This window comes from Delftia sp. Lp-1, from assembly GCF_020523835.1.
GTDB classification, from domain to species: domain Bacteria; phylum Pseudomonadota; class Gammaproteobacteria; order Burkholderiales; family Burkholderiaceae_C; genus Comamonas; species Comamonas acidovorans.
Genome location: NZ_JAJALJ010000003.1, coordinates 1 through 25,147 on the forward strand (window position 1 = coordinate 1; position 25,147 = coordinate 25,147).

Below are 25,147 nucleotides of genomic sequence, written 5' to 3' on the forward strand. Positions count from 1 at the left end.
TCCCGTGTGAAAGTAGGTCATCGTCAGGCTCTTACAGCCCAAGAAACCCCGTAGCCCAAAGCTACGGGGTTTTTTGCATTGGGGTGCAGGAAACGGGGAAACAGGCTGAACAGCCAAAACGGATAGCCAAACGAACATCCAAAACGGACATCCCAGAAAAAGAGAGCGCTGACGCGCTCTCTTTTTTCATCCTGAATGCGCAGTGCTTCAGAGCGGCAGGCATTCACCCTGTACAAAGACCTTGAGTTCGCCCGACTGGATTGATGTCCAGGTTTCATTCTTGGTCAACGGCGCTGTGACGATGATGGCCACACGGTCCTGTGGTGTGGTCTCTCGCGCGAAGTCCACAGTCAGGTCCTCATCCGACAGATGGGCCTGGGCAAAGGGGTGGCGACGCTCGATGTAGCACAGGTGTGTGGTGGCATGGGCCCACAGCGCTTCGCCGTTGGACAGCAGGAAGTTGAAGGTGCCGTGCGGCGAGATGCGCTTGGCCAGTTCGCGCAGCGTGTGCGTGAGTTCCTGCACGCTGGGCAGGCCGGCATGGGACTTCCAGAGCTCCTGAAGAATCCAGCAGAAGGCCTGCTCGCTGTCGGTGTTGCCTACCGGATGGAAGTGGGCGTGCAGTTTGGGTGCGAAGCCCTTGAGATCTCCGTTGTGGGCAAAGACCCAGTTGCGACCCCACAGTTCACGCACGAAGGGGTGGCAGTTCTGCAGGCTTACCGCGCCCTGCGTGGCCTTGCGGATGTGGGCGATGACGTTGCGGCTCTTGATCGGGTACTCGCGTATCAGCTTGGCGATGGGTGAGTCGATGGCGCGCTCATAGCCGACGAAGTGGCGCAGGCCCTTGTCCTCGAAGAAGGCGATGCCCCAGCCGTCCGTATGGTCGCCGGTATTGCCCGCCCGTTGGGTGAACCCCGAGAAGCTGAAGCGCACGTCGGTGGGCGTGTTGCAGTTCATTCCAAGCAGCTGGCACATGGCGGTATCGTTGTTTGCGTAGTTCAAGCCATAGCCTAACGCCTGGCGCGGCAGCTGCAAGCACAATGCGGGGCAACGGCAAAAAAACGGAACACACCCATGCCCATCCTTTGTCTGCATACGGCGCACAGCAACGCCGTGATCTTCGAGCAGGCTGCTGCCGAACTGGGCTGGCCGGCTCACTCGATCACTCATCAGGTACATGAGGCGCTGCTGTTGGAAGCGGAGGCTGCAGGTGGCATGAATGCGTCGCTTCGGCAGAAAACGGCAGGGCAGCTCGATGCACTGGCAGACCATGCCGATATCGATGCCGTGCTGCTGACCTGCTCGACCCTGGGCCCGGCCGTGGCGGATTGCCGCAGTGGCAAGGTCTGGCGTGCCGATGGCATGCTGGCCCGCAAGGTGGCCGCTGCCTTGCAAAGTGACCCCGAATCGCGCATTGCACTGCTGTGCGCCGCTCCCACAACGTACGAAGCCACGCGCAATCTGTTCATGGGAGAACTGCAGCAAGGTAACGCAGATCAACGCATGCAGCTGCAATGTGTTGAAGGGGCCTGGGCTCTTTTTCGCAGTGGTGATGTCGCCGGCTATGTGGCGTGCATGGCCGATGCGGCTGTTCAGGCCCATGCTGCCGGTGCTACCCAGGTAGCCCTGACCCAGGTGTCCATGGATGGCGTTGCCAGGCACTGGAAGCCAGATGCCTCCATGCCTGTGCCCTGGACGGTGGCTGGGAGTGCACTGCAGGCACTCATGGAAATACGGGATTAAAGACCAGGTTTCATGAAAAAAGGCAGCCAAAGCTGCCTTTTGCATGCATTGAGCGAAAGATCCTCAGCTGCGTTCGGACCAGAGCTTGCCGCCCGTGGCCCAGTTTTCGCGCTTGATGTCGGTGATCAGGATGTCCACCGATTCGGGCGAGCCACCGAGGACTTCGACCGAGACGCGCGTGATCTCTTCGACCAGCTTGCGCTTTTGTTCGACGGTGCGGCCTTCCATCATTTCGACGTGGTACGTGGGCATGTCAATCTCCTCAGGGATCAAGTTCTAGGGGTTGGGTCGGCGACATCATATCGGCCGACGCGGGCGGTCGAGGCTTGTCGGTGCCGAGAGCGCAGGCGGGGCACAGGCAGGCCTTGTTGCGCATGGGCTCCGGAATGCGGGCCAATGCATCGGGTGCCACTGGCGTGTCCATGCACCAGCAGTTCAGCGGATCAACGCCCGCAAGAATGGCGCATTGATTGCTGCGGCCGCACAGCGGACACAGGCTGGCATCGGGGGGAGGGGCACTCATCGTGATTCCGAGTGTAGGCCCATGAAAAAAGCACCTCAGGCAAGCCTGGGTGCTTTTGCAGCCTTGGGCGCCGCCAGGTGTCAGGCGGCTGCCTTGACCTTCAGGCGCCAGGCGTGCAGCAGGGGCTCGGTGTAGCCACTGGGTTGCTCCTTGCCCTTGAAGACCAGGTCACAGGCGGCCTGGTAGGCCATCGAGGTATCGAAGTGGCCGGCCATGGGCTTGTACAGCGCATCGCCCGCGTTCTGCTGGTCAACCACGGCGGCCATGCGCTCGAAGGTCTCGCGCACCTGGGCCTCGGTCACGATGCCGTGCTGCAGCCAGTTGGCGATGTGCTGGCTGGAGATGCGCAGCGTGGCGCGGTCTTCCATCAGGCCCACGTTGTGGATGTCGGGCACCTTGGAGCAGCCCACGCCCTGGTCCACCCAGCGCACCACATAGCCGAGGATGCCCTGGACGTTGTTGTCCAGCTCCTGCTGCTTTTCAGCCGCGCTCCACTTGTCTTCCTTGACCACGGGCACCTGCAGCAGGTCGGCCAGGATGGTGGCGCGCTCGGCGTCGGCATTGGTCTGCTCCAGCTGCTTTTGCACTTCGGCCACGTTGACCTGGTGGTAGTGCAGGGCGTGCAGCGTGGCGGCCGTGGGCGAGGGCACCCAGGCGGTATTGGCGCCGGCCTTGGGGTGGCCGATCTTTTGCTCCAGCATGGCCTTCATCAGGTCGGGCATGGCCCACATGCCCTTGCCGATCTGCGCCTTGCCGCGCAGGCCCAGGCCCAGGCCCACGAGCACGTTGCTGCGCTCATAGGCGGCCAGCCAGGCGCTGCCCTTCATGTCGGCCTTGCGGACCATGGGGCCGGCATACATGGCGGTGTGCATTTCGTCCCCCGTGCGGTCCAGGAAGCCGGTGTTGATGAAGGCCACGCGCGATGCGGCGGCGGCGATGCAGGCCTTGAGGTTGACGCTGGTGCGGCGCTCCTCGTCCATGATGCCCAGCTTGACGGTGTTCTCGGGCAGGCCGAGCACCTTTTCCACGCGGCCGAACAGCTCGCTGGCGAAGGCAGCTTCCGCGGGGCCGTGCATCTTGGGCTTGACGATGTAGACGCTGCCCGTGCGCGAGTTGCGGATGCCGTTGGCGCCCAGACCCTTGATGTCGTGGACGGCGATGGCCGTGGTGACCATGGCGTCCAGGATGCCCTCGGGGATTTCCTTGCCGTTGCCCCAGAGGATGGCCGGGTTGGTCATCAGGTGGCCGACATTGCGCACGAACATCAGCGAACGGCCATGCAGCTTGACGGGCTTGCCATCGGCACCCGTGTACTCGCGGTCGGCGTTCAGGCCGCGCGTCATGCTCTTGCCGCCCTTGTCGAAGGTTTCGGTCAGCGTGCCCTTGAGGATGCCCAGCCAGTTGGCATAGCCGACCACCTTGTCCTCGGCATCCACTGCGGCCACGGAGTCTTCCAGGTCCAGGATGGTGGACAGGGCGGCTTCGACCACCACGTCGGCCACGCCGGCGGCATCGGTCTGGCCGATGGCCGTGGTCTTGTCGATGCGGATGTCGATGTGCAGGCCGTTGTTGAGCAGCAGCACGGAAGAGGGCGCCGCGGCTTCACCCTGGTAGCCGACGAACTGGGCGGTGTTCTTCAGGCCCGTGGTGCCGCCGCTCTTGAGCGCGACGACCAACTGGCCAGTTTCCACGCGATAGCCGGCGGCATCCTTGTGCGAGCCCGAGGCCAGCGGGGCTGCCTGGTCCAGGAAATCACGTGCGAAGGCGATCACCTTGGCGCCGCGCACGGGGTTGTAGCCCTTGCCCTTTTCCGCGCCGCCGTCTTCGCCGATGGCGTCCGTGCCGTACAGCGCGTCATACAGCGAACCCCAGCGCGCGTTGGCGGCGTTCAGCGCATAGCGGGCGTTGAGAATGGGCACGACCAGCTGGGGGCCGGCCTGGATGGCCAGTTCCGCATCCACGTTGGTGGTGGTGGCCTTGGCATCCTTGGGCTGCTCGACCAGATAGCCGATCTGCGTCAGGAATTGCTGGTAGCCGGCCATGTCGGTGATGGGGCCGGGATGGGCCTTGTGCCAGGTGTCCAGCTCGGTCTGCAGGCGGTCACGCTCGGCCAGCAGGGCGGCATTGCGAGGAGCCAGATCGTTGACGATCGCGTCGAAGCCTTTCCAGAACGCCTCGGGAGCGACACCGGTGCCCGGGAGCACTTGTTCATTGATGAAACGGTGCAGCTCTGTAGCGACCTGCAGGCTGTGGGCTTGGGTGCGATCGGTCATGGTGGGAACCCCGGGTTGGATGGATGGAAAGGCTTGGCAGACCCTTTTCGGGCCTGACTATAAGGAATACTTTATTAGATTTATTTGCGTACATAAATAGACCATAAATCTTAAAACTCGTGACTTTTACGCAAAAATGTGGGAAGGTTATGCGCGCGCCAAAACCGGCCGGCTTTGGCGCGCAGCCCTATGCATGGTGCACATGGAGGACAGCCAGTGCCCACTATGCAAAAAGGCGAGTCACAGGAGACGGGTGTGCGGTCGCATGCCCCACAAGAACACGGAAAAGAAACGGACAGCGGTCATGGACAAGCTCAAGGCATTCGAGTCATTCGTATCGGTGGCAACGCGCGGCAGCCTCACGGCAGCGGCCAAGGCGGAAGGCGTGGCGCCGGCCATCATGGGGCGGCGCCTCGATGCCCTGGAAGAGCACCTGGGCGTCAAGCTCATGGTGCGCACCACGCGGCGCATCTCCCTCACGCATGAGGGCAGCGCCTTTCTTGAGGATTGCCAGCGCCTGCTGTCCGATGTGTCCAACGCCGAGGCCAGTGTCAGCGCGGGCGGGGTCAAGGCCACGGGCCACCTGCGCATCACGGCGCCGGCGGGCTTTGGCAGGCGGCACGTGGCGCCCCTGGTGCCGCTCTTTCGGGATCTGCACCCGGATGTGACGATTTCCCTGAACCTCAGCGACCGCGTGGTCGATCTGGCCGGCGAAGGCTTTGACTGCGCGGTGCGCGTGGGCGATCTGCCCGACTCGGCCCTGGTCAGCGTGCGCATTGCCGACAACCGGCGCCAGTGCGTGGCCACGCCTGCCTATCTGGAGCGCCGGGGCACGCCGCGCCACCCGAGTGAGTTGACCCAGCACGACTGCCTGACGCTGTCCAGCGACGCTTCGCAGACGCGTGGCTGGGCCTTTCGCATCCCCCATCCCGACAGCGGCACCAGCGAGGTCGTGCACTTCAAGCCGGGCGGCCCGCTGGACTGCTCCGACGGCCAGGTGTTGCACGACTGGTGCCTGGGCGGCTGGGGCATCGCCTGGCGCAGCACCTGGGAGGTCGAGGCCGAGATCACCTCGGGCCGCCTGGTGGCCGTGCTCGAAACCTTCGCGGCACCGCCCAATGGCATTTTTGTCGTCTTTCCCCAGCGCAAGCACATGCCGCTGCGTGTGCGGCTGTGGATCGACTATCTCAAGCACCACTACGAGCAGCCGGATTTCTGGCGGCGTACCCACGCGGCCTGAGCGGGCCGCCCAGCAAGGAGGAATGAGCATGGCAGTGTCGATCGCGACGAAAGCGGTATCCGCAACGCAGGGCGCGGCCCCAGGACGGCGGCGCTGGATGCGCATGGCGCTGGGAGCCGCCTGCCTGGGCATGGTGGCGGGCTGCGCCGTCCAGGGGCCGGGGCAGGGCCGGCCGGACGGGATGCGGCAGGGCGCGGTGCCTGCCGGCATCGTGAGCGTGACCTTTGACGATCCCTCGCGGTTCGACGCCGGGCGCAACGGACCCCAGGAGTCCGAGAAGGCGCGCCGCGCCTGGGTCGATGCGCTGGCCCAGTTCCTGGCCGAGCGTGCCGCGCCCAGGCTGCCCCAGGGCCAGCGGCTTGAAGTTCACCTCACCGATGTGCAGCGCGCAGGCGGCTTCGAGCCCTGGCGCGGGCCCCAGGCTGCCGATGTGCGCATCGTGCGCGACATCTACCCACCGCGCATCGACCTGCGCTTCAAGCTGCTGGGAGCCGATGGAAAGCTGCTGCGAGAAGGCAGCCGCCAGCTGCGCGACGCCAGCTTCATGATGCGCCCGGACCTCTATCCCAACGATCCCCTGCGTTACGAAAAGACGCTGCTGGACGACTGGGTGCGCGCGGAACTGGGGCGCTGACCGGACCGCAGTGGTCTACCGATTGCCTCGGACATCACGATGGCAGTCCCCGTTTCTGGCGTAATGGACGCTTGGCCCAAGAGGCCCAATTTCTATACGGATTCCCCATGACGATAGAAGCCATCCTGGCCAGCCTCCACCTGCTGGCCATCCTCACCTTCGTGGTGTTCCTGTCCAGCCAGGCGGCGCTGTGCCGCAGCGAGTGGATGAGCGCCGCCGTGGTGCAGCGTCTGGCGCGGCTGGACATGATCTATGGCCTTGCCGTGGTCTTCCTGGTGCTGACCGGCATCGCCCGTCTGGTGTGGGGCGTCAAGGGCATGTCCTGGTACGTCTCGCAGCCACTGTTTCATCTGAAGATGACTTTGTTTGTCGTCGGCGCGCTGCTGTCGATCAAGCCCACGCTGGCCTTCCGGCGCTGGCGCCGCGCGCTGGATGCCGGCCAGGGCCTGCCCCAGCCGGCCGAGGTCGCCAGCACGCGCCGCTGGGTGATGTGGCAGGCCCATGTGGTGCCCGTGATCGCCGTCGTCGCGGTGTTCTGGGCGCGGGGCATGTAGGCTCCGTTTTCCTGTCCGGCGGCATGGGGTGGGCCTGCCACGTAGAATCCGCCGATGCTCTCCGTCAAACAGGAACTGCTCGCGGCTCTGGCCGGCGAGCTTGAAACTTTGTCGCCCGGCGCCGGTGCCCGTGCCGCTTTTGAATCCCCCAAGGTGGCTGCCCATGGCGATTTCGCCTGCACGGCCGCCATGCAGCTGGCCAAGCCGCTCAAGCTCAACCCGCGTTCGCTGGGCGAGCAGCTCAAGGCTGCACTGGAGGCCACGCAGTCCTTCCAGCGTTGGGTCGATGCCATCGAGATCGCCGGCCCCGGCTTTCTGAACATCCGCCTCAAGCCCGCCGCCAAGCAGCAAATCATCCGCGAAGTGCTGGAGCAGGCCGAGAAGTTCGGCTGGCTGGCCGACCGTGGCGCAAAGATGCTGGTCGAGTTCGTCTCCGCCAACCCCACCGGCCCGCTGCACGTAGGCCATGGCCGCCAGGCCGCGCTGGGCGATGCCATCTGCAACCTCTATGCCACCCAGGGCTGGGGCGTGCACCGCGAGTTCTACTACAACGACGCGGGCGTGCAGATCGACACGCTGACCAAGAGCACGCAGCTGCGTGCCAAGGGCTTCAAGCCCGGTGACGAATGCTGGCCCATCGATCCCGAGAATCCGGCAAGCAAGGCCTTCTACAACGGCTCCTACATCCAGGACATCGCCGACGACTTCCTGGCCTGCAAGACCGTCAAGGCCGATGACCGCGAATTCACGGCCAACGGCGATGTCGAGGACTACGACAACATCCGCCAGTTCGCCGTCGCCTATCTGCGCAACGAGCAGGACAAGGACCTGCAGGCCTTCAACCTGCACTTTGACGAGTACTACCTCGAATCCAGCCTCTACACCAACGGCTATGTCGAGGACGCGGTGCAGCGCCTGATCGCGGGCGGACATACCTACGAACTCGACGGCGCGCTCTGGCTCAAGTCCACCGACTACGGTGACGACAAGGACCGCGTGATGCGCAAGCAGGACGGCAACTACACGTACTTCGTGCCCGATGTCGCCTACCACATCCAGAAGTTCAAGCGCGGCTACTCCAAGGTCGTCAACATCCAGGGCACGGACCACCACGGCACCATCGCGCGCGTGCGCGCCGGCCTGCAGGCCGCCGACGTGGGCATCCCTGCCGGCTATCCCGACTATGTGCTGCACACCATGGTGCGCGTGGTGCGCGGCGGCGAGGAAGTCAAGATCAGCAAGCGCGCCGGCTCCTACGTCACGCTGCGCGACCTGATCGAGTGGACCAGCAAGGACGCGGTGCGTTTCTTCCTGCTGTCCCGCAAGCCTGACACCGAGTACACCTTCGACGTGGACCTGGCCGTGGCCCAGAACAACGACAACCCCGTGTACTACGTGCAGTACGCCCATGCGCGCATCTGCTCGGTGCTGGCCGCCTGGGGGGGTGACGCGGTCACGCTCAAGGACGTGGACCTGTCGGCGCTGGAAGGCCCGCAGGCCCAGGCGCTGATGCTGCAGCTGGCCAAGTACCCGGCCATGCTGACCTCGGCCGCAGAAGGCAATGCGCCGCACGACGTGACGTTCTACCTGCGCGAACTGGCCTCGCTGTACCACAGCTACTACGACGCGGAACGCATCCTGGTGGACGACGAAAAGGTCAAGCTCGCCCGCCTGGCGCTGATCTCGGCCACGCGCCAGGTATTGCACAATGGCCTGGCAGTGCTGGGCGTCTCGGCCCCGCAACGCATGTAACTTCGAGCGACAAGCGATCTATGAAGACACAGCAACGTGGGGGCACCGTCATCGGTCTCATCATCGGCATGATCGTCGGGCTGGCAGCAGCCCTGGCCGTCGCCGTCTATGTGACCAAGGTGCCCGTGCCCTTTCTCTCCAAGGGCGGCAAGACGGCCGACCAGGACGCGGCCGAGGCCCAGCGCAACAAGAACTGGGACCCCAACGCGCCGCTGCAGGGCAAGAACCCGGCGCCGCCACCACCGGCCGCCGTCACGCCCAGCCTCCCTGGCAGCACCGCACCAACCGCCCCCACCCCGCCCGCCGTGGCAGGAGGCGTGACTCCGCCACCCGCGCCCGTGGACCCGGCCAAGCCGCCCGCCAAGCCCGAAACCAAGGCCGATGGCAAGAGCTCGGCCGATCCGCTGGGTGACCTGGTCAAGTCGCGCTCCGCCGCCGCCGAGAAGGCGGAAAAGGCGGAAAAGGCCGACGCCGCCTTCAACTACTTCGTGCAGGCCGGCGCCTTCCGCAGCCAGGGCGATGCCGATGCGCAGCGCGCCAAGCTGGCCATGCTGGGGTGGGAGGCGCGCGTGAGCGAGCGCGAGCAAAACGGCATCACCATCTTCCGCGTGCGTGTGGGTCCGTTCACCAAGCGCGACGATGCCGAGCAGCTCAAGCAAAAGCTCGATGGCGCCGGGGTCGAGTCCACGCTGGTGCGCGCCGCACGCTGAAAGCGCGTTGCGACAAGAGCGCTGAACTTTTGGCGGGCCCCTGCCTCCTAACCTGCAGCATTGAACGAGGAGTTTGTTTTGATGAATCGCCGCGACTTTTCCCTGGCTGCCTCGGCAGCCGCTGCCAGCGCACTGACGCTGGGCACTTCCGCCGCACAGGCCCAGGCCGCAGCGCCCAAGGAGGGCAAGGACTACATCAAGCTGGCCAAGCCCGCACCCACCAGCGCCGGCGCCGGCAAGGTCGAGGTGGTCGAGTTCTTCTGGTACAGCTGCCCGCACTGCAATGCGTTCGAGCCCACCTTTGCCGCCTGGAAGAACCAGGCGCCGGCCGACGTGGTCGTGCACCGCGTGCCCGTGGCCTTCAACGCCAGCTTCGTGCCCCAGCAAAAGCTCTACTACGCCTTCGAAGGCATGAACCTGCTGGACACCATGCATGCGCGCGCCTTCCACGCCATCCATGTGGAACGCAACCGCCTGGCCAAGGACGACGAGATCTTCGCCTGGGTCGGCAAGCAGGGCGTGGACGTTGCCAAGTTCAAGGAGGTCTACAACTCCTTCAGCGTCTCCAACCAGGTTCGCAAGGCCACCCAGCTGCAGCAGGACTATGACGTGGAAGGCGTGCCGGCCATGGGCGTGGCGGGCCGTTACTACACCGACGGCACCAAGGCCGGGAACATGACCAATGTGCTGCGCGTGGTCGATCAGCTGATCGCCACCAGCCGCAAGGGTTGAGGCCCGGGCCTCGGCCCAGCCAAGCCGCGACAGGCCCGCCATTGCGCGGGCCTGTCGCTTTTGGAAACCTCTTTTTGTGCCTTTGTGTCAGCGCTTTCCGTGCGCGTTGAAAGACGCCAGGAACGGTTGCGCGCGACACCCCCTACAATGGATGCAAGAAGCGTGCCCTCCATGAAACAACGACTTTCCTCCCTCCTGCTCGCCGCCGCCCTGGCGGCTTTCGCCGGTATGGCCCAGGCCGAAAAGGCCGACAGCACCAAGCCCATGAACATCGAGGCTGATGCGCTGCGCCATGACGAACTCAAGCAGACCAGCGTCTTCACTGGCAACGTGGTGATGACCAAGGGCACCATCGTGCTGCGCGGCGCCCAGCTCGATGTGCGGCAAGACCCTGAAGGCTTTCAGTACGGCGTGGTGACGGCCGAGGCGGGCAAGCGTGCCTTCTTCCGCCAAAAGCGCGATACCGTGCCGGGCCAGCCCGAGGAGTTCGTGGAAGGCGAGGGCGAGGTCATCGAATACGACGGCAAGGCCGACCTCGTGAAGTTCATTCGCCGCGGCGAACTGCGCCGCTATCGCGGTGGCCAGCTCAGCGACGAGATCACCGGCTCCATCATCGTCTACAACAACCTCACCGACGTGTTCACCGTTGATGGGCAAAAGACCAGCGGTGGCCAGCCCAGCTCCACGGCCGGCCAGGGCGGTCGCGTGCGCGCCGTGCTGGCGCCCAAGGAAGGCACGCCGGGCTCGCAGCCGCGCGCCCCCGCAGCGGGCACGCCGGGCACGTCCCTGCAGCCCAGCAACAGCCTGGACAGCCTCGGCGGTACCAAGCGATGAGCGGGCAAGCCGCAGCCCCGGCTGCCACTGCACGCGCCGACCAGGGCAGCAGCCTGCAGGCACGCCATCTGGCCAAGTCCTACGGCAGCCGCAAGGTGGTCAAGGATGTGTCGCTGTCCGTGAAAAAGGGCGAGGTCGTGGGCCTGCTGGGCCCCAACGGCGCGGGCAAGACCACCTCGTTCTACATGATCGTGGGCCTGGTGCGCAGCGACGGCGGCGACATCTTCATCGACGGCCAGGCCGTGGGCAACATGCCCATCCACCAGCGCTCGCGCCTGGGCCTGTCCTACCTGCCGCAAGAGGCATCGATCTTCCGCAAGCTCAGCGTCGAGGACAACGTGCGCGCCGTGCTGGAGCTGCAAAGGGACGAGCAGGGCCGGCCGCTGGCGCGCAGCGTCATCGAGGAGCGCCTGACGGCGCTGCTGCAGGAATTGCGCGTGGACCATCTGCGCGCATCGCCTGCGCTGGCGCTGTCGGGCGGCGAACGCCGCCGCGTCGAGATCGCGCGCGCCTTGGCCACGCAGCCGCGCTTCATCCTGCTGGACGAGCCCTTTGCCGGCATCGACCCCATCGCCGTGATCGAGATCCAGCGCATCATCGGCTTTCTCAAGGCGCGCGGCATCGGCGTGCTGATCACCGACCACAACGTGCGCGAGACGCTGGGCATCTGCGACCATGCCTTCATCATCAGCGACGGCCACGTGCTCGCCCAGGGCACACCCGAGGAGATCGTGGACAACGCCGAAGTGCGGCGTGTCTACCTCGGCGAACACTTCCGGATGTAGCGCCATGCCCTGCCTGGCCCGTCTGCGAGACTGTCTGCGCGAAGGAGCTGCCGCTTGAAGCCCGGTCTGTCGCTGCGCGTCTCCCAGCATCTTTCGCTCACTCCCCAGCTGCAGCAGTCGATACAGCTGCTGCAGCTGTCCACGCTGGAGCTGGCGCAGGAAGTGGAGCAGATGCTGGGCGACAACCCCTTCCTGGAGCTGGCGAACGAGGAAGGCGATCACGATGCGGCTGCCGGCACCCGCGAGCCTGCCGCGCCCGGCGCCGAGGCCACGGAGTCCTTCCAGGAAAGCCGCGCAGACCAGCCTTCGGCGGCGGTGGAGTGGGAGCCCTCGTCGGACGCATCCTCCGGCGATGCCGTGGAGACTTCCGGCACGGCCGAGTCCCTGAGCTGGGAAGGCGACGGCCAGACCAACTCGGGCAACGATGACCGCGACTGGGGCAGCGATGCGCCCTCCAGCCGCACGCGCGGGCAGGGCGAGGAAGACGAGGCCGATGCCACCGAACTGGCACGCAGCGCCGAAAGCCTGACCGACCACCTGCACCGCCAGGCCCTGAGCCTGCGCCTGGGCGAGGTGGACCGCGCCGCACTGCGCTTTCTGATCGAGAACCTCAACGACGACGGCTACCTGGAAGACCCGCTCGACGAGCTGGCACAGGGCCTGGCGGGCGACGATCTGGAGGAGTGCGAGGAACTGGTGCACCGCTTCACCGTGGCGCTGCGCCTGCTGCAAAGCCTGGAGCCCGTGGGCGTGGGCGCGCGCGACCTGGCCGAATGCCTGACGCTGCAACTGCGCGACCAGCTGGCCGATGCCGAGCGCGAAGGCAACGGCAGTGCCGAGGACGAAGACCGGCAGGCCGTGCTGCGCACCGCGCTGGACATCTGCGCCCAGCCCATGGACCTGCTTGCGCGGCGCGACCTGCGCAAGCTCGCCAGCCTGTGCGGTGCGCGCGAGGAGCGGCTGCGCGAGGCGCTGGTGCTGATCACCCGACTGGAGCCACGCCCGGGCCGGCGCTTTGCCGACGTGCAGCGCCAGATCGTCGTGCCCGACGTCATCGTGCGCCCCGTGCGCAGCGGCGCGGGCCGTATGGACTTCAGCGTGCAGCTCAACCCCGACGTCATGCCCAAGCTGCGCGTGCACGACATCTATGCCAGCGCGCTGCGCAGCCACAGGGGCAGCGAAGGCCATGCAGCGCTGCAGCAGCGGCTGCAGGAGGCGCGCTGGTTCATCAAGAACATCCAGCAGCGCTTCGACACCATCCTGCGCGTGTCGCAGGCCATCGTGGAGCGCCAGAAGAATTTCTTCGTGCATGGCGAGCTGGCCATGCGCCCGCTGGTGCTGCGCGACATTGCCGATGCGCTGGGCCTGCATGAATCCACCATCAGCCGCGTGACCACGGCCAAGTACATGGCCACGCCGCAGGGCACCTACGAGCTCAAGTACTTCTTCGGCTCGGGCCTGGGCACCGAGGCCGGTGGCAATGCCTCCAGCACTGCCGTGCGCGCGCTGATCAAGCAGTTCGTCGCGGCCGAAGATCCCAAGAAGCCGCTGTCGGACAACCAGCTCGCCGACATGCTCAAGGAGCAGGGTATCGAATGCGCGCGGCGCACGGTGGCCAAGTACCGCGAGCTGCTCAAGATCCCGCCGACCACGCTGCGCAAGGCGCTGTAGCCCAGGCGCGCAAACTCGCCATCGCGCCACCGTGGTGTCTATGGCGTTCGACCGGCCACGGCATCCCACTTCAAGCCGAATTTCAGCAGGTACTTGCGCAGGCGGTCGGCATCGTTGAGCACGCTGCGCTGGGTGCGCGACCGGTCGAACAGACGGCGCCCCGCATCGGACAGCGAAGGTGACTCCCGGCACACGCGCAGCACCGCTTCGAGCTGCATGCGGTCGAACAGATCCAGCGGCTCCAGCACTTCGGCAGACAGCAGGCTTTGCAGGCTGGCGCCGGCCGGTTGCACGGCATCGCCTCTTTGCCACAGCCACTTCAGGCGCTGGATCTCGGCATCGACCAGGGCCGTGGAGATGCGCCCCCCGTCGGCCAGCGTCGCCAGGCGCGTCATGCTGGCCGACAGGTCGCGGAAGTTGCCGCTCCACAGCGCCTCGGGCGAGCGCGCAAAGCGCAGATAGCGCTCGCGGGCCTCTACGTTGAAGCGCACCATCTGGCCAGTCTCGTCGGCCGAGCGCGCGAGCAGGTGGTCCATGTTGGGTTCTATGTCCTCGGGGCGCCCGGCCAGGCCCGGCAGCGCGTAGGACCACAGGTTGATGCGCGCGAACAAATCCTCGCGAAAGCGCCCCTGCGCCACGTCGATGCGCAGGTCGCGGTGCGTGCCGGCGACCAGCTGGAAGTCGCTGCTGACCTCGCGGTCGCTGCCCATGGGATAGAAGCGCCTTTCCTCCACCGCCTTGAGCAGCATGGCCTGTTCGTCCAGCCCCAGCTCGCCGATTTCGTCCAGGAACAGCACGCCCTGGTGCGCGCTGCGCAGCAGGCCGGCGCGGTCGGCCGCAGCGCCCGTGAACGCCCCCTTCTTGTGGCCGAACAGCACCGAAGCCGCTCCATCGCCGCGCAGCGTGGCGCAATTGACCTCCACGAAGTCGCCCTGCACCTGGTGCCTGGCCTTCTTCAACTCGTACATGCGCCGCGCCAGATGCGACTTGCCCGCGCCCGTGGGACCCGTGAGCAGGATGGGCGCGCGCGAGCGCACGGCCACGCGCTCGATCTCGTCGATCAGCGCGTTGAACCCGGCATTGCGCGTGGCGATGCCGCTCTTGAGAAATTGCACGGCCTCGCTCTGCTCGGCGCCGAAGCGCTGGGCGATCACGTCGTAGCGCGACAGGTCCAGGTCGATCAGCGCATAGCTGCCCGGGTCGCCCATGCGCTGGCGCCGGGGTGGCGAGGTCTGGGCCAGCACGCCGGGAATGCGGCGCGACTCCACCAGCAGGAACAGGCAGATCTGTGCCACGTGCGTGCCCGTGGTGATGTGCGTCCAGTACTCCTCGCGCTCGGGGTCGAAGCGGTAGGCCTGCGTCCAGTCGAACAGCCGCGCATAGACCTCGCCGAAATCCCAAGGATCGGCAATGTCCATGGGCACGAGGTTCACCTGGGTCTCGGGCGATGCCGTGGCGATGTCGCCCTGCAGCAGCTGCGCCAGGGCCAGATGGGGCGGCGTGTAGAGCAGCTCCAGCCGCTCCACCACCAGATCCTCGTGCTGCATGAGGGAGAGGGTCGGCCGCCATTTTTCCCAGCGCCCCGCGCCCCTGCCGGAGTCCAGCTGCGTACCCAGAAAGCCGATGACGACCTTTTTCTTTTCCATGTTTCTGTCTAGTTGAATAGCTGAAATTCTAGTTTCTTTGGATCGAATACGAATTCAAGAAAAGTGTGATTTGAGATTTATCCAAATAAATCAATGGGTTGAAGAATTGTTTGGCGCCTGAGGCCAGGCTGGCACGCATCTCGCAATAACCAAGGCATCCAGTGCAGGCGGTGACCGCTCACAGGCCGGGGTTGGGGCAAAGGCCCGCCCCGCCGGTGCTGGAAGTCCGGGCCCTCAGGGGCTTGTCGATTTCCCGCATGCCGCACGCCGCAGGCGCTGGGTAACGGCAAGGTTGTGGAAACCGTCTCGCAAGGGACGCCTGGTTCGACTCCAGGCTTGCCAGCCACTGGTAGCTCAGTCTGGTAGAGCACCCTCGCAAGAGGACTGTCGCAGGTTCGATTCCTGTCCACTCTTCCGGCCGCAAGGCCGGGCTATTGAAACGGTCGAAAGACCACCCGCCGAACGCGGGAGGTGGCCACCGGGTTGCGATGCAGCCCCAGGCCGCCACCCGTCAGCGGCGGCGGCTGTGCCAGGTCCAGGCACGGTCCGCGCCCGCAGCTAGCCACGCTGCAACCTGTTTCCAGGGTTGCCGCCACGGCGCACTGCAAGGCCCGGGCCGTGCCCCCTGGAACCCCGCCGCTGCTGTAACGGCACCCCTGTTGATTGCGGCGAAGACGCCGAACGAGGAGAAGAAGAAATGCTGAAGATCCAACGCATCACCGTCAAGAAGAACGAACGCGCCCTGCTGCTGCGCAATGGCGATTTCGAGCGCGTGCTGCACAGCGGCCGGCACTGGCTGTTTGCCGGCACCGACCAGCTGCGCGTGGAAACCTTTGCCCTGGAGCAGCCCGCCTTCACGCACGGCCTGGCCGACTACCTGATGGCCCAGGAGCCCGCCGTGGTGGCCGCCGAATTCCTGCGCGTGGAACTGTCCGAGACCGAGGCGGGCCTGCGCAGCGAAAACGGTGTGCTGGTCGAGATCCTGCCGCCCGGCACGCGCCGCCTGTACTGGAAGGGACTGGTGGATGTGAGCGTGCAGGTGGTCGACCTGCAGGCCGGCGCCGAGCTGCCCGCCGCCCTGGCGGCGCGCCTGACCCAGACGCAGCTGCGCCAGCGCAGCGTGTCCGGCCTCAACGGTGTGCTGCAGGTGCAGGTGCCCGCAGGCCAGTGCGCGCTGCTGACCATCGACGGCAAGGTGGACCGCCTGCTGCAGGCCGGCAGCCATGCGTTCTGGAAGTTCGGCCGCAGCATTGCCGTGGAGCTGGTGGATCTGCGCCTGCAGGCCGTCGAGGTCTCGGGCCAGGACATCATGACCCGCGACAAGGTCAGCCTGCGCCTGAACCTGAGCGCCACCTATCGCCACACCGACGTTCTGCGCGCCTTTGCCCAGCTGCAAAAGCCTGCCGAGCACCTGTACCGGGAGCTGCAGTTCGCGCTGCGCGCCGCCGTGGGCACCCGCACGCTCGATGAGCTGCTGGAGAACAAGACGGTGATCGATGACGTGGTGACCGCGCACATGGCGGCCAAGCTGCAGCCCTTCGGCATGGTGGTGGAGAGCGTGGGCGTGAAGGACATCGTGCTGCCCGGCGAGATGAAGGCCATCCTGACCCAGGTGGTGCAGGCCGAGAAGCAGGCCCAGGCCAACGTGATCCGCCGCCGCGAGGAAACGGCCGCCACGCGCTCGCTGCTCAACACGGCCAAGGTCATGGAGGACAACCCCGTGGCCCTGCGCATGAAGGAGCTGGAGACGCTGGAGCGCGTGGCCGAGCGCATCGACAAGATCTCCGTGTTCGGCGGGCTGGATCAGGTGCTCAACGGGCTGGTGAAGATGCGTTGACCGGCAGGCTGGTCGGGACACAACGGACAACGAAGAAACAAAAGAGAGGTACGGCCATGGCCGCATTCGAAGAACTATGGAGCTATGAGGTGGGCAAGGCGGGCTGGGCGACGTTGAAGTTCAGCACGCCCGAGGAGGACCTGGTGTGTGCCGTGTCCTACCTGCATGATTCGCTGGGTGATCTGGCCGCCATGGCGCTGGCCTTGGCCAAGGGCGCGCACCGCGCTGCCGCCGTGTTCATGGACGAGCCCGGCGAAGTGCACCTGAGCATGGAGGGTGACCGCGACACCCTTTCATACGAGCTGCGGCAGTACGCGGACTGGGCCAGCTGGGGCATCACCGCCATGGATGACTATGAAGTGCTGGCCCGTGGGCAGGTGGCCCGCGAGGACGTGGTGCGCAGCGTGTACCGCGTGCTGGACGGTATTTATTGCGGCATGGGTGTAGAGGAATACAGAAAGCGCTGGCTGGAGCATGAATTCCCGCTGCGGGACTATCAAAGCCTGGGCAGCGCCATCCGCAAGCGGGACCTGTCTCGCCTGATGCGTGGATGAGCCGCGCGGCAGCAAGACCTAAACAAGACGAACAGACAAGAAGACTGAAGGACAACGCAATGAACTACCTGCAACACAACGTGGAAAACGGCGTCCCCATCAAGATGTGGACCAAGGGTGTGCCCGTCGAGGACGAGGCGCGCAAGCAGCTGGAGAACGCCGCGCGCCTGCCCGTGGTGTTCAAGCATGTCGCGGCCATGCCCGATGTGCACCTGGGCATAGGCGCCACCGTGGGCTCGGTGATCCCGACCATCAAGGCCATCATCCCGGCGGCCGTGGGCGTGGACATCGGTTGCGGAATGATGGCCGCCAAGACCACGCTGCGCGCCGAGGACCTGCCCGACAACCTGGGCCCGCTGCGCTCGGCGATAGAGCAGGCCGTGCCGCATGGCTCGGTGCCGCGCCACCGGGGCCGTGATCCCGGCAGCTGGGAAAACCCGCCCGTGTCGGTGGACCAGGTCTGGGCCACGCTGGCCGATGAGTTCGACCTGCTGTGCGAGCTGCATCCACGCCTGGCCAACACCAACAACCGCAAGCACCTGGGAACGCTGGGCAGCGGCAACCACTTCATCGAGATCTGCCTGGACGAGGCGGGCTTCGTGTGGTTCATGCTGCACTCGGGCTCGCGCGGCGTGGGCAATGCCATCGGCACCCATTTCATCGAGCTGGCCAAGAAGGATGCAGAACTCCATCAGCGCAACCTGCCCGACAAGGATCTGGCCTATTTCGAGGAAGGGGCCCGCTACTTTGGCGACTATGTGCGCGGCGTGTCCTGGGCGCAGAAGTTCGCCATGCGCAACCGCGAGGTGATGATGGCCAACCTCATCGCCACGGTGCGCAAGGTGATCGCCAAGCCCTTCGAGTCGCATGTGGAGGCGGTGAACTGCCACCACAACTACGTGCAGCAGGAGCGCCATTTCGGGCAGGACGTGTTCATCACCCGCAAGGGCGCGGTGAGCGCGCGGCGCGGCGAGCTGGGCATCATCCCGGGCAGCATGGGCGCGCGCAGCTATATCGTGCGCGGCCTGGGCAACCCGGAGAGCTTCGAGAGCTGCAGCCACGGTGCGGGCCGCGTGATGAGCCGCACCAAGGCCAAGAAGATGTTCAGCGTGGCGGACCACATCAAGGCCACCGAGGGCGTGGAATGCCGCAAGGATGCCAATGTGGTGGACGAGATTCCCATGGCCTACAAGGACATCGATGCGGTCATGGCCGCGCAGCAGGATCTGGTGGAGGTGGTGCACACCCTGAAGCAAGTGGTGTGCGTGAAAGGGTGAGTGGATGAGGGCCCCGGGCTCTCATCCTCCAGAACAGAAAGCAGGATGAGAGCATGAGGGAAGAGAAGGTATTGAGCGCGCATCCGGTCTCCGACGCCATGCGCGCCACGGTGCTGGCAAACCTGGCCGAGGTGGAGCGCAGGCACGAGGTCACGGTGCTGTTTGCCTGCGAGTCGGGCAGCCGCGGCTGGGGCTTTGCCTCGCCCGACAGCGACTATGACGTGCGCTTCATCTATGTCCACCGCCTGCCCTGGTATCTGACGGTGGCGCCGGGCCGCGATGTCATAGAGCAGCCGCTCAGCGGCGAGCTCGATGTCAGCGGCTGGGAGCTGCGCAAGGCGCTGGGGCTGCTGCGCGCCTCCAACCCCACGCTGCTCGAATGGCTGCGCTCGCCCGTGGTCTACCGGCAGGAGCAGCCCTGGGCCGAGCGCCTGCATCTGCTGGCCGAGCAGGGATTTTCGCCGGTGCGCGGCTACCACCACTACGTGGCCATGGCGCGCAAGAACCTGCGTGCCCACTTGCAGGGTGATGTGGTGCGCTACAAGAAGTACTTCTACGTGCTGCGCCCCTTGCTGGCCGCGCGCTGGATACGCGAGGGGCGTGGTGCGCCGCCCATGCGCTTTGCGCAGCTGGCGGCGGGCACGCTGGAGGATGCAGTCCTGCTGGCCGAGCTCAACGAGCTGCTGGAGCTCAAGATGCGCCTGGGCGAGGCCGCCAAGGGGCCGCGCCGGGTGCGCGTCCATGATTTCCTGGAGCGCGAGCTGGCCCATGCCATGGCCCATGCGCCCGATCCGGGGGAGCAGGCCGATGCGGCGCCGCTGGACCGCTATCTGCGGGATGCCGTGGCGCGCTTTGGCGGCAATGAATGAAAGAGAAAAATGAAAGTGATCGAGATCGACGGCTCCGCCGGGGAGGGCGGAGGCCAGCTGCTGCGCAGCGCGCTGGCGCTGTCCATGTGCACGGGTCAGCCCTTTGCCATGCAGCGCATCCGTGCTGGGCGCGCCAAGCCGGGCCTTATGCGCCAGCACCTGGCCTGCGTCAATGCCGCCGCCGAAATCTGCGGCGCGCAGATGCAGGGCGCCGAGATGAATTCGCAGGCGCTGCAATTTGCGCCGGGGCCGGTGCGTGCGGGCGAGTACCGCTTCGTGATCGCCTCGGCGGGCAGTTGCACCCTGCTGCTGCAGACGCTGTGGCCCGCGCTGATGCTGGCTAACGGCGAAAGCCGCCTGACCCTGGGCGGCGGCACCCACAACCCGGCCGCGCCGCCCTTCCACTTCCTGGAGCGCAGCTATGCGCCGCTGCTGCACAGGCTGGGCGCGCGCTGCGAACTGCGGCTGCGCCGGCTGGGCTTTTATCCGGCCGGTGGCGGCGAGATGGACGTGACGATCACGCCGGCAACCAATGGGCTTATGCCTTTCGATATCACCGAACGCGGCGCCCCCGTGGCCAGCCATGCCGAATGCTTTGCGCCCGCGCTGCCACGCGCGGTGGCCCAGCGCGAACTGGACCATCTGGGCCAGGCCCTGGGCTGGTCTGGCGAGCAGCTGCAGGTGGCTGCCGTGCGCCAGAACGAGGGGCCGGGCAACGCGCTGCTGGCCACGCTGGCCTATGAGCACCTGTGCGAAGTGTTCACGCAGTTCGGCATGAAGGGCATCAGCGCCGAAAAGGTGGCGCATGACCTGGCGCGCGAGGTGCGCCGCCACCAGGGCTGCCGGGCCGCGCTGGGCCCGTACCTGGCCGACCAATGGGCCCTGCCGCTGGCGCTGGCCGTCTGGCGCAGCGGGCGCGGTGCCAGCTACACCTGCACGGAACTGACGCCGCATGCGCGCAGCAATTTCGAGGTGATCGAGCGCTTTGTGCCTGTGCGCTTCGCCACAGATGCAGCGGGCGACGGCTGGCGTGTTTCGCTCTCGCCAGCCTGAGCGGCCTCAGCGATCGGCCCGCACCAGCGTGCTCTTGCCGAACAGGCTCTCCAGCAGATCCACCACCAGTTCTGCCGTCTGGTTGCGCACATCCAGCGCGGGATTGAGCTCCACCAGATCCATCGAGCCCAGGCGTCCGGTGTCGGCCAGCATCTCCATGCACAGCTGGGCCTCGCGGTAGCTGGGGCCGCCGCGCACGGGGGTGCCGGTGCCGGGCGCGATGTCGGGATCAAGGTAGTCCACGTCGAAGCTCAGGTGCAGGTGGGTGTCGCTGCCTTCCAGGTCTTCCAGCGCGCGGCGCATGACCTCGCGCATGCCCAGCTCGTCGATGGCGCGCATGTCATAGACCTCCACGCCCAGCGAATGCAGCAGGCGCTTTTCCTGGTCATCCACGCTGCGCAGGCCGATCTGGCACAGCGAGGCGGCTGCCAGCGCCGGATCGCCGCCCTGGGACAGCGCGGTGAGCGCCGCGGGCCCCAGGCCGCACAGGCTGGCCACGGGCATGCCGTGCAGGTTGCCGCTGGGCGAGATATCGGGCGTGTTGCAGTCGGCGTGGGCGTCCAGCCAGATCACGCGAAGCGCGCGGCCTCGTCGGCGGCAGTGGGCGGCCACGGCACTGATCGAGCCCATGGCCAGGCTGTGGTCGCCGCCCAGCATCAGCGGCAGCTCGCCGACGTCCAGCGCCTGGCCCACGGCCTGGTGCACGGCCTGCATCCAGGCACGGGCCGGTGCGAGGTGGCGCAGCCCCTGCTCGGGCGGTGTCTGCGGATTGGGCGGGCCTGCCAGATTGCCGATGTCGCTCACCTGGCAGCCCAGCTGGCGCAGCGCCGGGCCCAGGCCGGCCACGCGCAGTGCGTCGGGCCCCATGGCGCTGCCCAGGCGGCTGGCACCGATGTCGGTGGGCACGCCTATGAGTCTCAGGGCGCGTGCGGTCTGCGGGGTCGTATGGGTGTTCATGCTCATGGGACCCATGGTATGCAGTCCCCGTGTCAGCCAAAGCCGCGTTCTGCCTGCCCGGCCTCGCGCACCAGCCGGTACAGGTCGCGGGGGTCGGCCAGCGCAGGCACCAGGTCGATCGACTGCATCAGTCCGGTGTCGTGGGCCAGCGCGCGCAACCAGCGCAGGGCCGAATAGTCCTCCAGCGCAAAGCCCACGGAGTCGAACAGCGTGATCTCCGTGTCATGCCCGCGGCCCGGCGCCTGGCCGTTGATGACCTGCCACAGCTCGGTCACGGGCGCATCGGCGGGCAACTGCTGCAGCTCGCCTTCCACGCGCGTCTGGGGCGTGAACTCCACGAAGATGCGCGCGCGCCGCAGCAGTGCCAGGGGCAGCTCGGTCTTGCCGGGGCAATCGCCGCCGACGGCGTTGATGTGGGTGCCCGGGCGCACGTCGGCATCGGCGATCACGCAGGCGCGGTGCTTGGCGGCCGTCACCGTGGTCACGATGTCGGCGCCCTCCAGGGCCTCGGCGCTGCTGGCGCAGCAGGTGATGCGCTGGGCCGCGATGCCCGCATGGCCCAGGTTGTCCACGAGCTTGCGCATGGCCTGGACATCGATGTCGAAGATGCGCAGCCGTTCCACGCCCAGCAGGTGGGTGAAGGCCAGGGCCTGGAATTCGGACTGCGATCCTGCGCCGATCAGCGCCATGCTGCGGCAGCCCGGCCGTGCCAGCCGGCGCGCGGCCAGCGCCGAGGTGGCGGCGGTGCGCAGCGCCGTGGCCAGCGTCAGGTCGGACAGGAAGACCGGCAGGCCCGTGGCCACGTCGGCCAGGGCGCCGAAGGCCATCACCGTGGGCAGGTCCCGATCGGCGTTGTCCGGGTGGCCGTTGACGTACTTGAAGGCGTAGTCGAGCGCATCGGACACGGGCATGAGCTCGATCACGCCGCCGGGCGAATGGTGGGCGATGCGGGCCGATTTCTCGAAATCGGGCCAGCGCGCGAAGTCTTCCTCGATGGCATCGGCCAGGCCGGCCAGGCAGGCGGCAACGCCGACCTGCGCCACCAGGCGTGCGGCCTGCGTGGCGCCGAGGAAATCCGTGTGGACGGGCGTGGTTCGAGGCTTCATGGTGCTCTCCCTCGCGGTTGCTTCCACTGTAGGCCCGGGCCGAAGCGCAGGCAAGCGGGTTTCGGCTGGCGCCTGCGCGGGGAATCGCGGTGCGCGTATGCTCGGCACCCAAGCTATGAACCAACTGCATCTGTTTTTGCCCTGCGCCGCCGGCGTTGAGGGATTTCTGGCCGACGAGGTCCACGCGATCACCGGCCTGAGCGGCCACGACCTCATGGTGGGCCGTGGCGGCGTGATGGTGCGCGGCCTGTGGCGCGACGCCCTGCTGCTGAACCTGCACAGCCGGCTTGCCCAGCGCGTGCTGGTGCAGCTGTCGCAGACCCTGTACCGCAACGAGAACGACCTGTACCGCGCTGCCAGCGAAGTGGCCTGGGAGATCTGGTTCTCCCCGCGCGAGAGCTTCAAGATCGAGGTCACGGCCCAGCACAGCCCGCTGACCAGCCTCAACTTCGCGGCGCTGCGCGTCAAGGACGCCATTGCCGACCGCTTCCGCGACAGGAAGGGCGTGCGCCCCGACGTGGAAACGCGCCACCCCGACGTGCGCGTGCATCTGCACCTGACGACCGACGAGGCCACCATCTACATCGACACCTCGGGCGAGGCGCTGTTCAAGCGCGGCTGGCGCGAGGACAAGGGCGATGCGCCGCTCAAGGAAACCCTGGCCGCGGCCATGATCGCCGCCACGGGCTGGGACCCGCACGGCGACGATCCCCAGCCGCTGTACGACCCCTGCTGCGGCAGCGGCACGGTGCTGATCGAGGCCGCGCAGATTGCACGCCGCATTCCGGCCGGCATCCTGCGGCGCTTCGCGTTCGAGAAGCTGGTGCCCTTCCAGAGGCATGTGTGGGAAGCCATGCTGGACGAGGCCGAGGCCGCCATCCTGCCCGACAGCCCCGTGGCCATCTATGGCTCCGACGTGTCCCACCGCATGGTGGACTTTGCCCAGCGCAACGCCGAGCGCGCGGGCGTGGGCCAGACCGTGCAACTGCGCGGTGGCGACGCGCTGCAGCGCATGCCGCCCTGCGAGCAGCCCGGCCTGATGCTGCTGAACCCGCCCTATGGCGAGCGCATTGCCGCAGCCGGCTCGGCCGGCCGCAGCGCCGGCGAGCGCATGGAAGTGGTCGAGCGCGCGGGCCGCGAGACGGCCCAGACCGAGGACGGCGTGGAATTCTTCAGCCAGCTGGCCACCCACTGGAAGAAGAACTACAGCGGCTGGAGCGCCTGGATGCTCACGCCCGACCTCAAGCTGCCCGGCAAGATGCGCCTGAAGGAGGCACGCCGCACGCCCATGTGGAACGGCCCCATCGAATGCCGGCTGTTCCGCTTCGACATGATCCGTGGCGCAGTCAAGCCCAGAAAGGCCGCCGAAGGCCCGGCAGAGGGCGCCGCGCCATGAAGATCGTGCTGCGCTGGCCGCAGTGCAACGACGGCTACGAAGGTCCCCTGCCCCGGCCCGTGGTGCTTGATACCAATGTGGTCCTTGACATGCTGATCTTCGACGATCCGCATGTCCCCCCCATCCGCGAACTGGTGGAGCAGGGGCAGATGCGCTGGATTGCCGACCAGGCCCAGCGCCTCGAACTCGAACGCGTGCTGCACTACAGCCAGATCGCGCCGCGCGTGGCTTTCTACGGCAAGACGGTCGAGGGCGTGCTCTCGGCCTTTGACGGAGCGGTCGAGTACGTGGCCGATGCGCCGCGCATCCGCTTTGCCTGCACCGACCCCGACGACCAGCATTTCCTGGACCTGGCCAGCCAGCACCAGGCGCTGCTGATCAGCAAGGACAAGGCCGTGCTCAAGCTGCGCAAGCGCGTGGCCGGCCTGGGCGCCACCGTGGGCAACATCCTGCTGGCCGAGCAGGAAGAGGCGCTGGCCGCCTGACGCCCTGGATGCTGTTGTGCAGCAACCACCCAGGCGGCAATGGGGCAACAGGCTGGGTGCGGCCAGCTTGAAGGCTTTCTCCTAAACTGGCGGCCATGCAGGAGGCGCAAGCCCTTCTGCCAGGAGGACGGCCTCCCCCACATCGGGACATGCATGCGCCGGGACGACCCGGCTTCACAAGGAGTTTTCCATGGCATGGGTCTATCTGTTGGTGGCGGGGCTGCTCGAAGTGGTCTGGGCGTTCTCGATGAAGCAATCGCACGGCTTCACGCGCCTGGTGCCCAGCGCCATCACCATCGTCACCATGATCGCCAGCTTCGGCCTGCTGGCCGTGGCCATGCGCAGCCTGCCGCTGGGCACGGCCTACACGATCTGGACCGGCATCGGCGCCGTGGGCGCCTTCCTGGTCGGCATCACGGTCCTGGGCGAGCAGGTCAGCGCCATGCGCATCGGCGCGGCCGTGCTCATCGTCTCGGGCCTGGTGCTGATGAAGCTGTCCTCGGACTGAGCGGTGCC

Annotated in this window: 25 protein-coding genes; 18 read left to right on the plus strand and 7 right to left on the minus strand. The window is 66.6% G+C overall.

The window, feature by feature from the left end:
- Positions 1-207 precede the first annotated feature (207 nt).
- Positions 208-975: a class II glutamine amidotransferase gene (locus tag LGR64_RS21000; protein WP_099735233.1), complete on the minus strand. Its 768-nt coding sequence runs from the start codon at positions 973-975 to the stop codon at positions 208-210.
- 138 nt (positions 976-1,113) lie between these two features.
- On the opposite strand from LGR64_RS21000, the gene LGR64_RS21005 reads away from it, so the two are divergent.
- The gene (locus tag LGR64_RS21005; protein WP_230356868.1) at positions 1,114-1,743 is read left to right on the plus strand and encodes a hypothetical protein; all 630 of its coding nucleotides are present in this window, start codon (positions 1,114-1,116) and stop codon (positions 1,741-1,743) included.
- Positions 1,744-1,806: 63 nt separating this feature from the next.
- Here LGR64_RS21005 and LGR64_RS21010 read toward each other — a convergent pair whose 3' ends face one another.
- The 3 genes from LGR64_RS21010 to LGR64_RS21020 all read right to left on the minus strand — a co-directional run bounded on the left by LGR64_RS21010 (position 1,807) and on the right by LGR64_RS21020 (position 4,539).
- Positions 1,807-1,995 (minus strand): 4-oxalocrotonate tautomerase, encoded by a 189-nt coding sequence (locus LGR64_RS21010; protein ID WP_012202595.1) that lies wholly within the window; start codon positions 1,993-1,995, stop codon positions 1,807-1,809.
- 10 nt (positions 1,996-2,005) lie between these two features.
- A complete protein-coding gene (locus LGR64_RS21015; RefSeq protein ID WP_230356870.1) occupies positions 2,006-2,266 on the minus strand; it encodes a cysteine-rich CWC family protein in 261 nt (86 codons plus the stop codon).
- An 80-nt stretch (positions 2,267-2,346) separates the two neighbouring features.
- Positions 2,347-4,539, minus strand: a complete 2,193-nt coding sequence (locus LGR64_RS21020) for a malate synthase G (protein WP_192368918.1) — start codon at positions 4,537-4,539, stop codon at positions 2,347-2,349.
- 304 nt (positions 4,540-4,843) lie between these two features.
- Here LGR64_RS21020 and LGR64_RS21025 point away from each other — a divergent pair, with 304 nt between their 5' ends.
- The 9 genes from LGR64_RS21025 to LGR64_RS21065 all read left to right on the plus strand — a co-directional run bounded on the left by LGR64_RS21025 (position 4,844) and on the right by LGR64_RS21065 (position 13,451).
- The gene (locus LGR64_RS21025) at positions 4,844-5,779 is read left to right on the plus strand and encodes a LysR family transcriptional regulator (protein WP_013804758.1); all 936 of its coding nucleotides are present in this window, start codon (positions 4,844-4,846) and stop codon (positions 5,777-5,779) included.
- 28 nt (positions 5,780-5,807) lie between these two features.
- Positions 5,808-6,413 carry a DUF3016 domain-containing protein gene (locus LGR64_RS21030; protein ID WP_071957015.1) on the plus strand — a complete coding sequence of 202 codons (606 nt, stop codon included), beginning with the start codon at positions 5,808-5,810 and terminating at the stop codon, positions 6,411-6,413.
- Between the two features lie 107 nt (positions 6,414-6,520).
- Complete coding sequence (locus LGR64_RS21035; protein WP_034389505.1) at positions 6,521-6,967, plus strand: DUF2214 family protein; 447 nt, start codon at positions 6,521-6,523, stop codon at positions 6,965-6,967.
- 54 nt (positions 6,968-7,021) lie between these two features.
- On the plus strand, positions 7,022-8,719 hold the full coding sequence (argS, locus tag LGR64_RS21040) for an arginine--tRNA ligase (protein WP_230356872.1): 1,698 nt from the start codon (positions 7,022-7,024) through the stop codon (positions 8,717-8,719).
- 20 nt (positions 8,720-8,739) lie between these two features.
- A complete protein-coding gene (locus LGR64_RS21045; RefSeq protein ID WP_012202602.1) occupies positions 8,740-9,429 on the plus strand; it encodes an SPOR domain-containing protein in 690 nt (229 codons plus the stop codon).
- An 81-nt stretch (positions 9,430-9,510) separates the two neighbouring features.
- Positions 9,511-10,161, plus strand: a complete 651-nt coding sequence (locus tag LGR64_RS21050; RefSeq protein WP_013804754.1) for a thiol:disulfide interchange protein DsbA/DsbL — start codon at positions 9,511-9,513, stop codon at positions 10,159-10,161.
- A 171-nt stretch (positions 10,162-10,332) separates the two neighbouring features.
- Positions 10,333-10,995, plus strand: coding sequence for a lipopolysaccharide transport periplasmic protein LptA (gene lptA / locus LGR64_RS21055; protein ID WP_013804753.1), 663 nt, complete (start codon positions 10,333-10,335; stop codon positions 10,993-10,995).
- Positions 10,992-11,780, plus strand: a complete 789-nt coding sequence (gene lptB, locus LGR64_RS21060; protein ID WP_012202605.1) for an LPS export ABC transporter ATP-binding protein — start codon at positions 10,992-10,994, stop codon at positions 11,778-11,780. The genes lptA and lptB overlap by 4 nt, the downstream gene beginning before the upstream one ends.
- 54 nt (positions 11,781-11,834) lie before the next feature.
- A complete protein-coding gene (locus tag LGR64_RS21065) occupies positions 11,835-13,451 on the plus strand; it encodes an RNA polymerase factor sigma-54 (protein ID WP_071954006.1) in 1,617 nt (538 codons plus the stop codon).
- Between the two features lie 38 nt (positions 13,452-13,489).
- Here LGR64_RS21065 and rtcR read toward each other — a convergent pair whose 3' ends face one another.
- Positions 13,490-15,097: an RNA repair transcriptional activator RtcR gene (gene rtcR / locus LGR64_RS21070; RefSeq protein WP_230356874.1), complete on the minus strand. Its 1,608-nt coding sequence runs from the start codon at positions 15,095-15,097 to the stop codon at positions 13,490-13,492.
- A gap of 697 nt (positions 15,098-15,794) precedes the next feature.
- Here rtcR and LGR64_RS21075 point away from each other — a divergent pair.
- From LGR64_RS21075 to rtcA, 5 genes are read left to right on the plus strand one after another with little or no spacing between them, the layout of a single operon-like run.
- On the plus strand, positions 15,795-16,934 hold the full coding sequence (locus tag LGR64_RS21075) for a slipin family protein (RefSeq protein WP_046239905.1): 1,140 nt from the start codon (positions 15,795-15,797) through the stop codon (positions 16,932-16,934).
- Positions 16,935-16,990: 56 nt separating this feature from the next.
- Positions 16,991-17,488, plus strand: coding sequence for a hypothetical protein (locus tag LGR64_RS21080; protein ID WP_034389516.1), 498 nt, complete (start codon positions 16,991-16,993; stop codon positions 17,486-17,488).
- 59 nt (positions 17,489-17,547) lie between these two features.
- Positions 17,548-18,765, plus strand: coding sequence for an RtcB family protein (locus LGR64_RS21085; protein WP_185070646.1), 1,218 nt, complete (start codon positions 17,548-17,550; stop codon positions 18,763-18,765).
- Positions 18,766-18,818: 53 nt separating this feature from the next.
- Entirely contained in the window at positions 18,819-19,634 is an 816-nt protein-coding gene (locus LGR64_RS21090; protein WP_141831056.1) for a nucleotidyltransferase domain-containing protein, read from the plus strand.
- A gap of 9 nt (positions 19,635-19,643) precedes the next feature.
- Positions 19,644-20,687 carry an RNA 3'-terminal phosphate cyclase gene (gene rtcA, locus LGR64_RS21095; RefSeq protein ID WP_141831054.1) on the plus strand — a complete coding sequence of 348 codons (1,044 nt, stop codon included), beginning with the start codon at positions 19,644-19,646 and terminating at the stop codon, positions 20,685-20,687.
- A gap of 6 nt (positions 20,688-20,693) precedes the next feature.
- Here rtcA and rocF read toward each other — a convergent pair whose 3' ends face one another.
- On the minus strand, positions 20,694-21,659 hold the full coding sequence (rocF, locus tag LGR64_RS21100) for an arginase (RefSeq protein WP_141831052.1): 966 nt from the start codon (positions 21,657-21,659) through the stop codon (positions 20,694-20,696).
- Between the two features lie 17 nt (positions 21,660-21,676).
- The gene (locus LGR64_RS21105) at positions 21,677-22,750 is read right to left on the minus strand and encodes an ornithine cyclodeaminase (RefSeq protein WP_012202614.1); all 1,074 of its coding nucleotides are present in this window, start codon (positions 22,748-22,750) and stop codon (positions 21,677-21,679) included.
- A 115-nt stretch (positions 22,751-22,865) separates the two neighbouring features.
- Between LGR64_RS21105 and LGR64_RS21110 the strand changes: the two genes are divergently transcribed.
- From LGR64_RS21110 to sugE, 3 genes are all read left to right on the plus strand, one after another.
- Complete coding sequence (locus tag LGR64_RS21110) at positions 22,866-24,146, plus strand: THUMP domain-containing class I SAM-dependent RNA methyltransferase (protein WP_012202615.1); 1,281 nt, start codon at positions 22,866-22,868, stop codon at positions 24,144-24,146.
- Positions 24,143-24,631, plus strand: a complete 489-nt coding sequence (locus tag LGR64_RS21115) for a putative toxin-antitoxin system toxin component, PIN family (protein WP_012202616.1) — start codon at positions 24,143-24,145, stop codon at positions 24,629-24,631. Before LGR64_RS21110 ends, LGR64_RS21115 begins: the two co-directional genes overlap by 4 nt.
- Positions 24,632-24,821: 190 nt before the next feature.
- On the plus strand, positions 24,822-25,139 hold the full coding sequence (gene sugE / locus LGR64_RS21120; protein WP_012202617.1) for a quaternary ammonium compound efflux SMR transporter SugE: 318 nt from the start codon (positions 24,822-24,824) through the stop codon (positions 25,137-25,139).
- Positions 25,140-25,147: the final 8 nt, after the last annotated feature.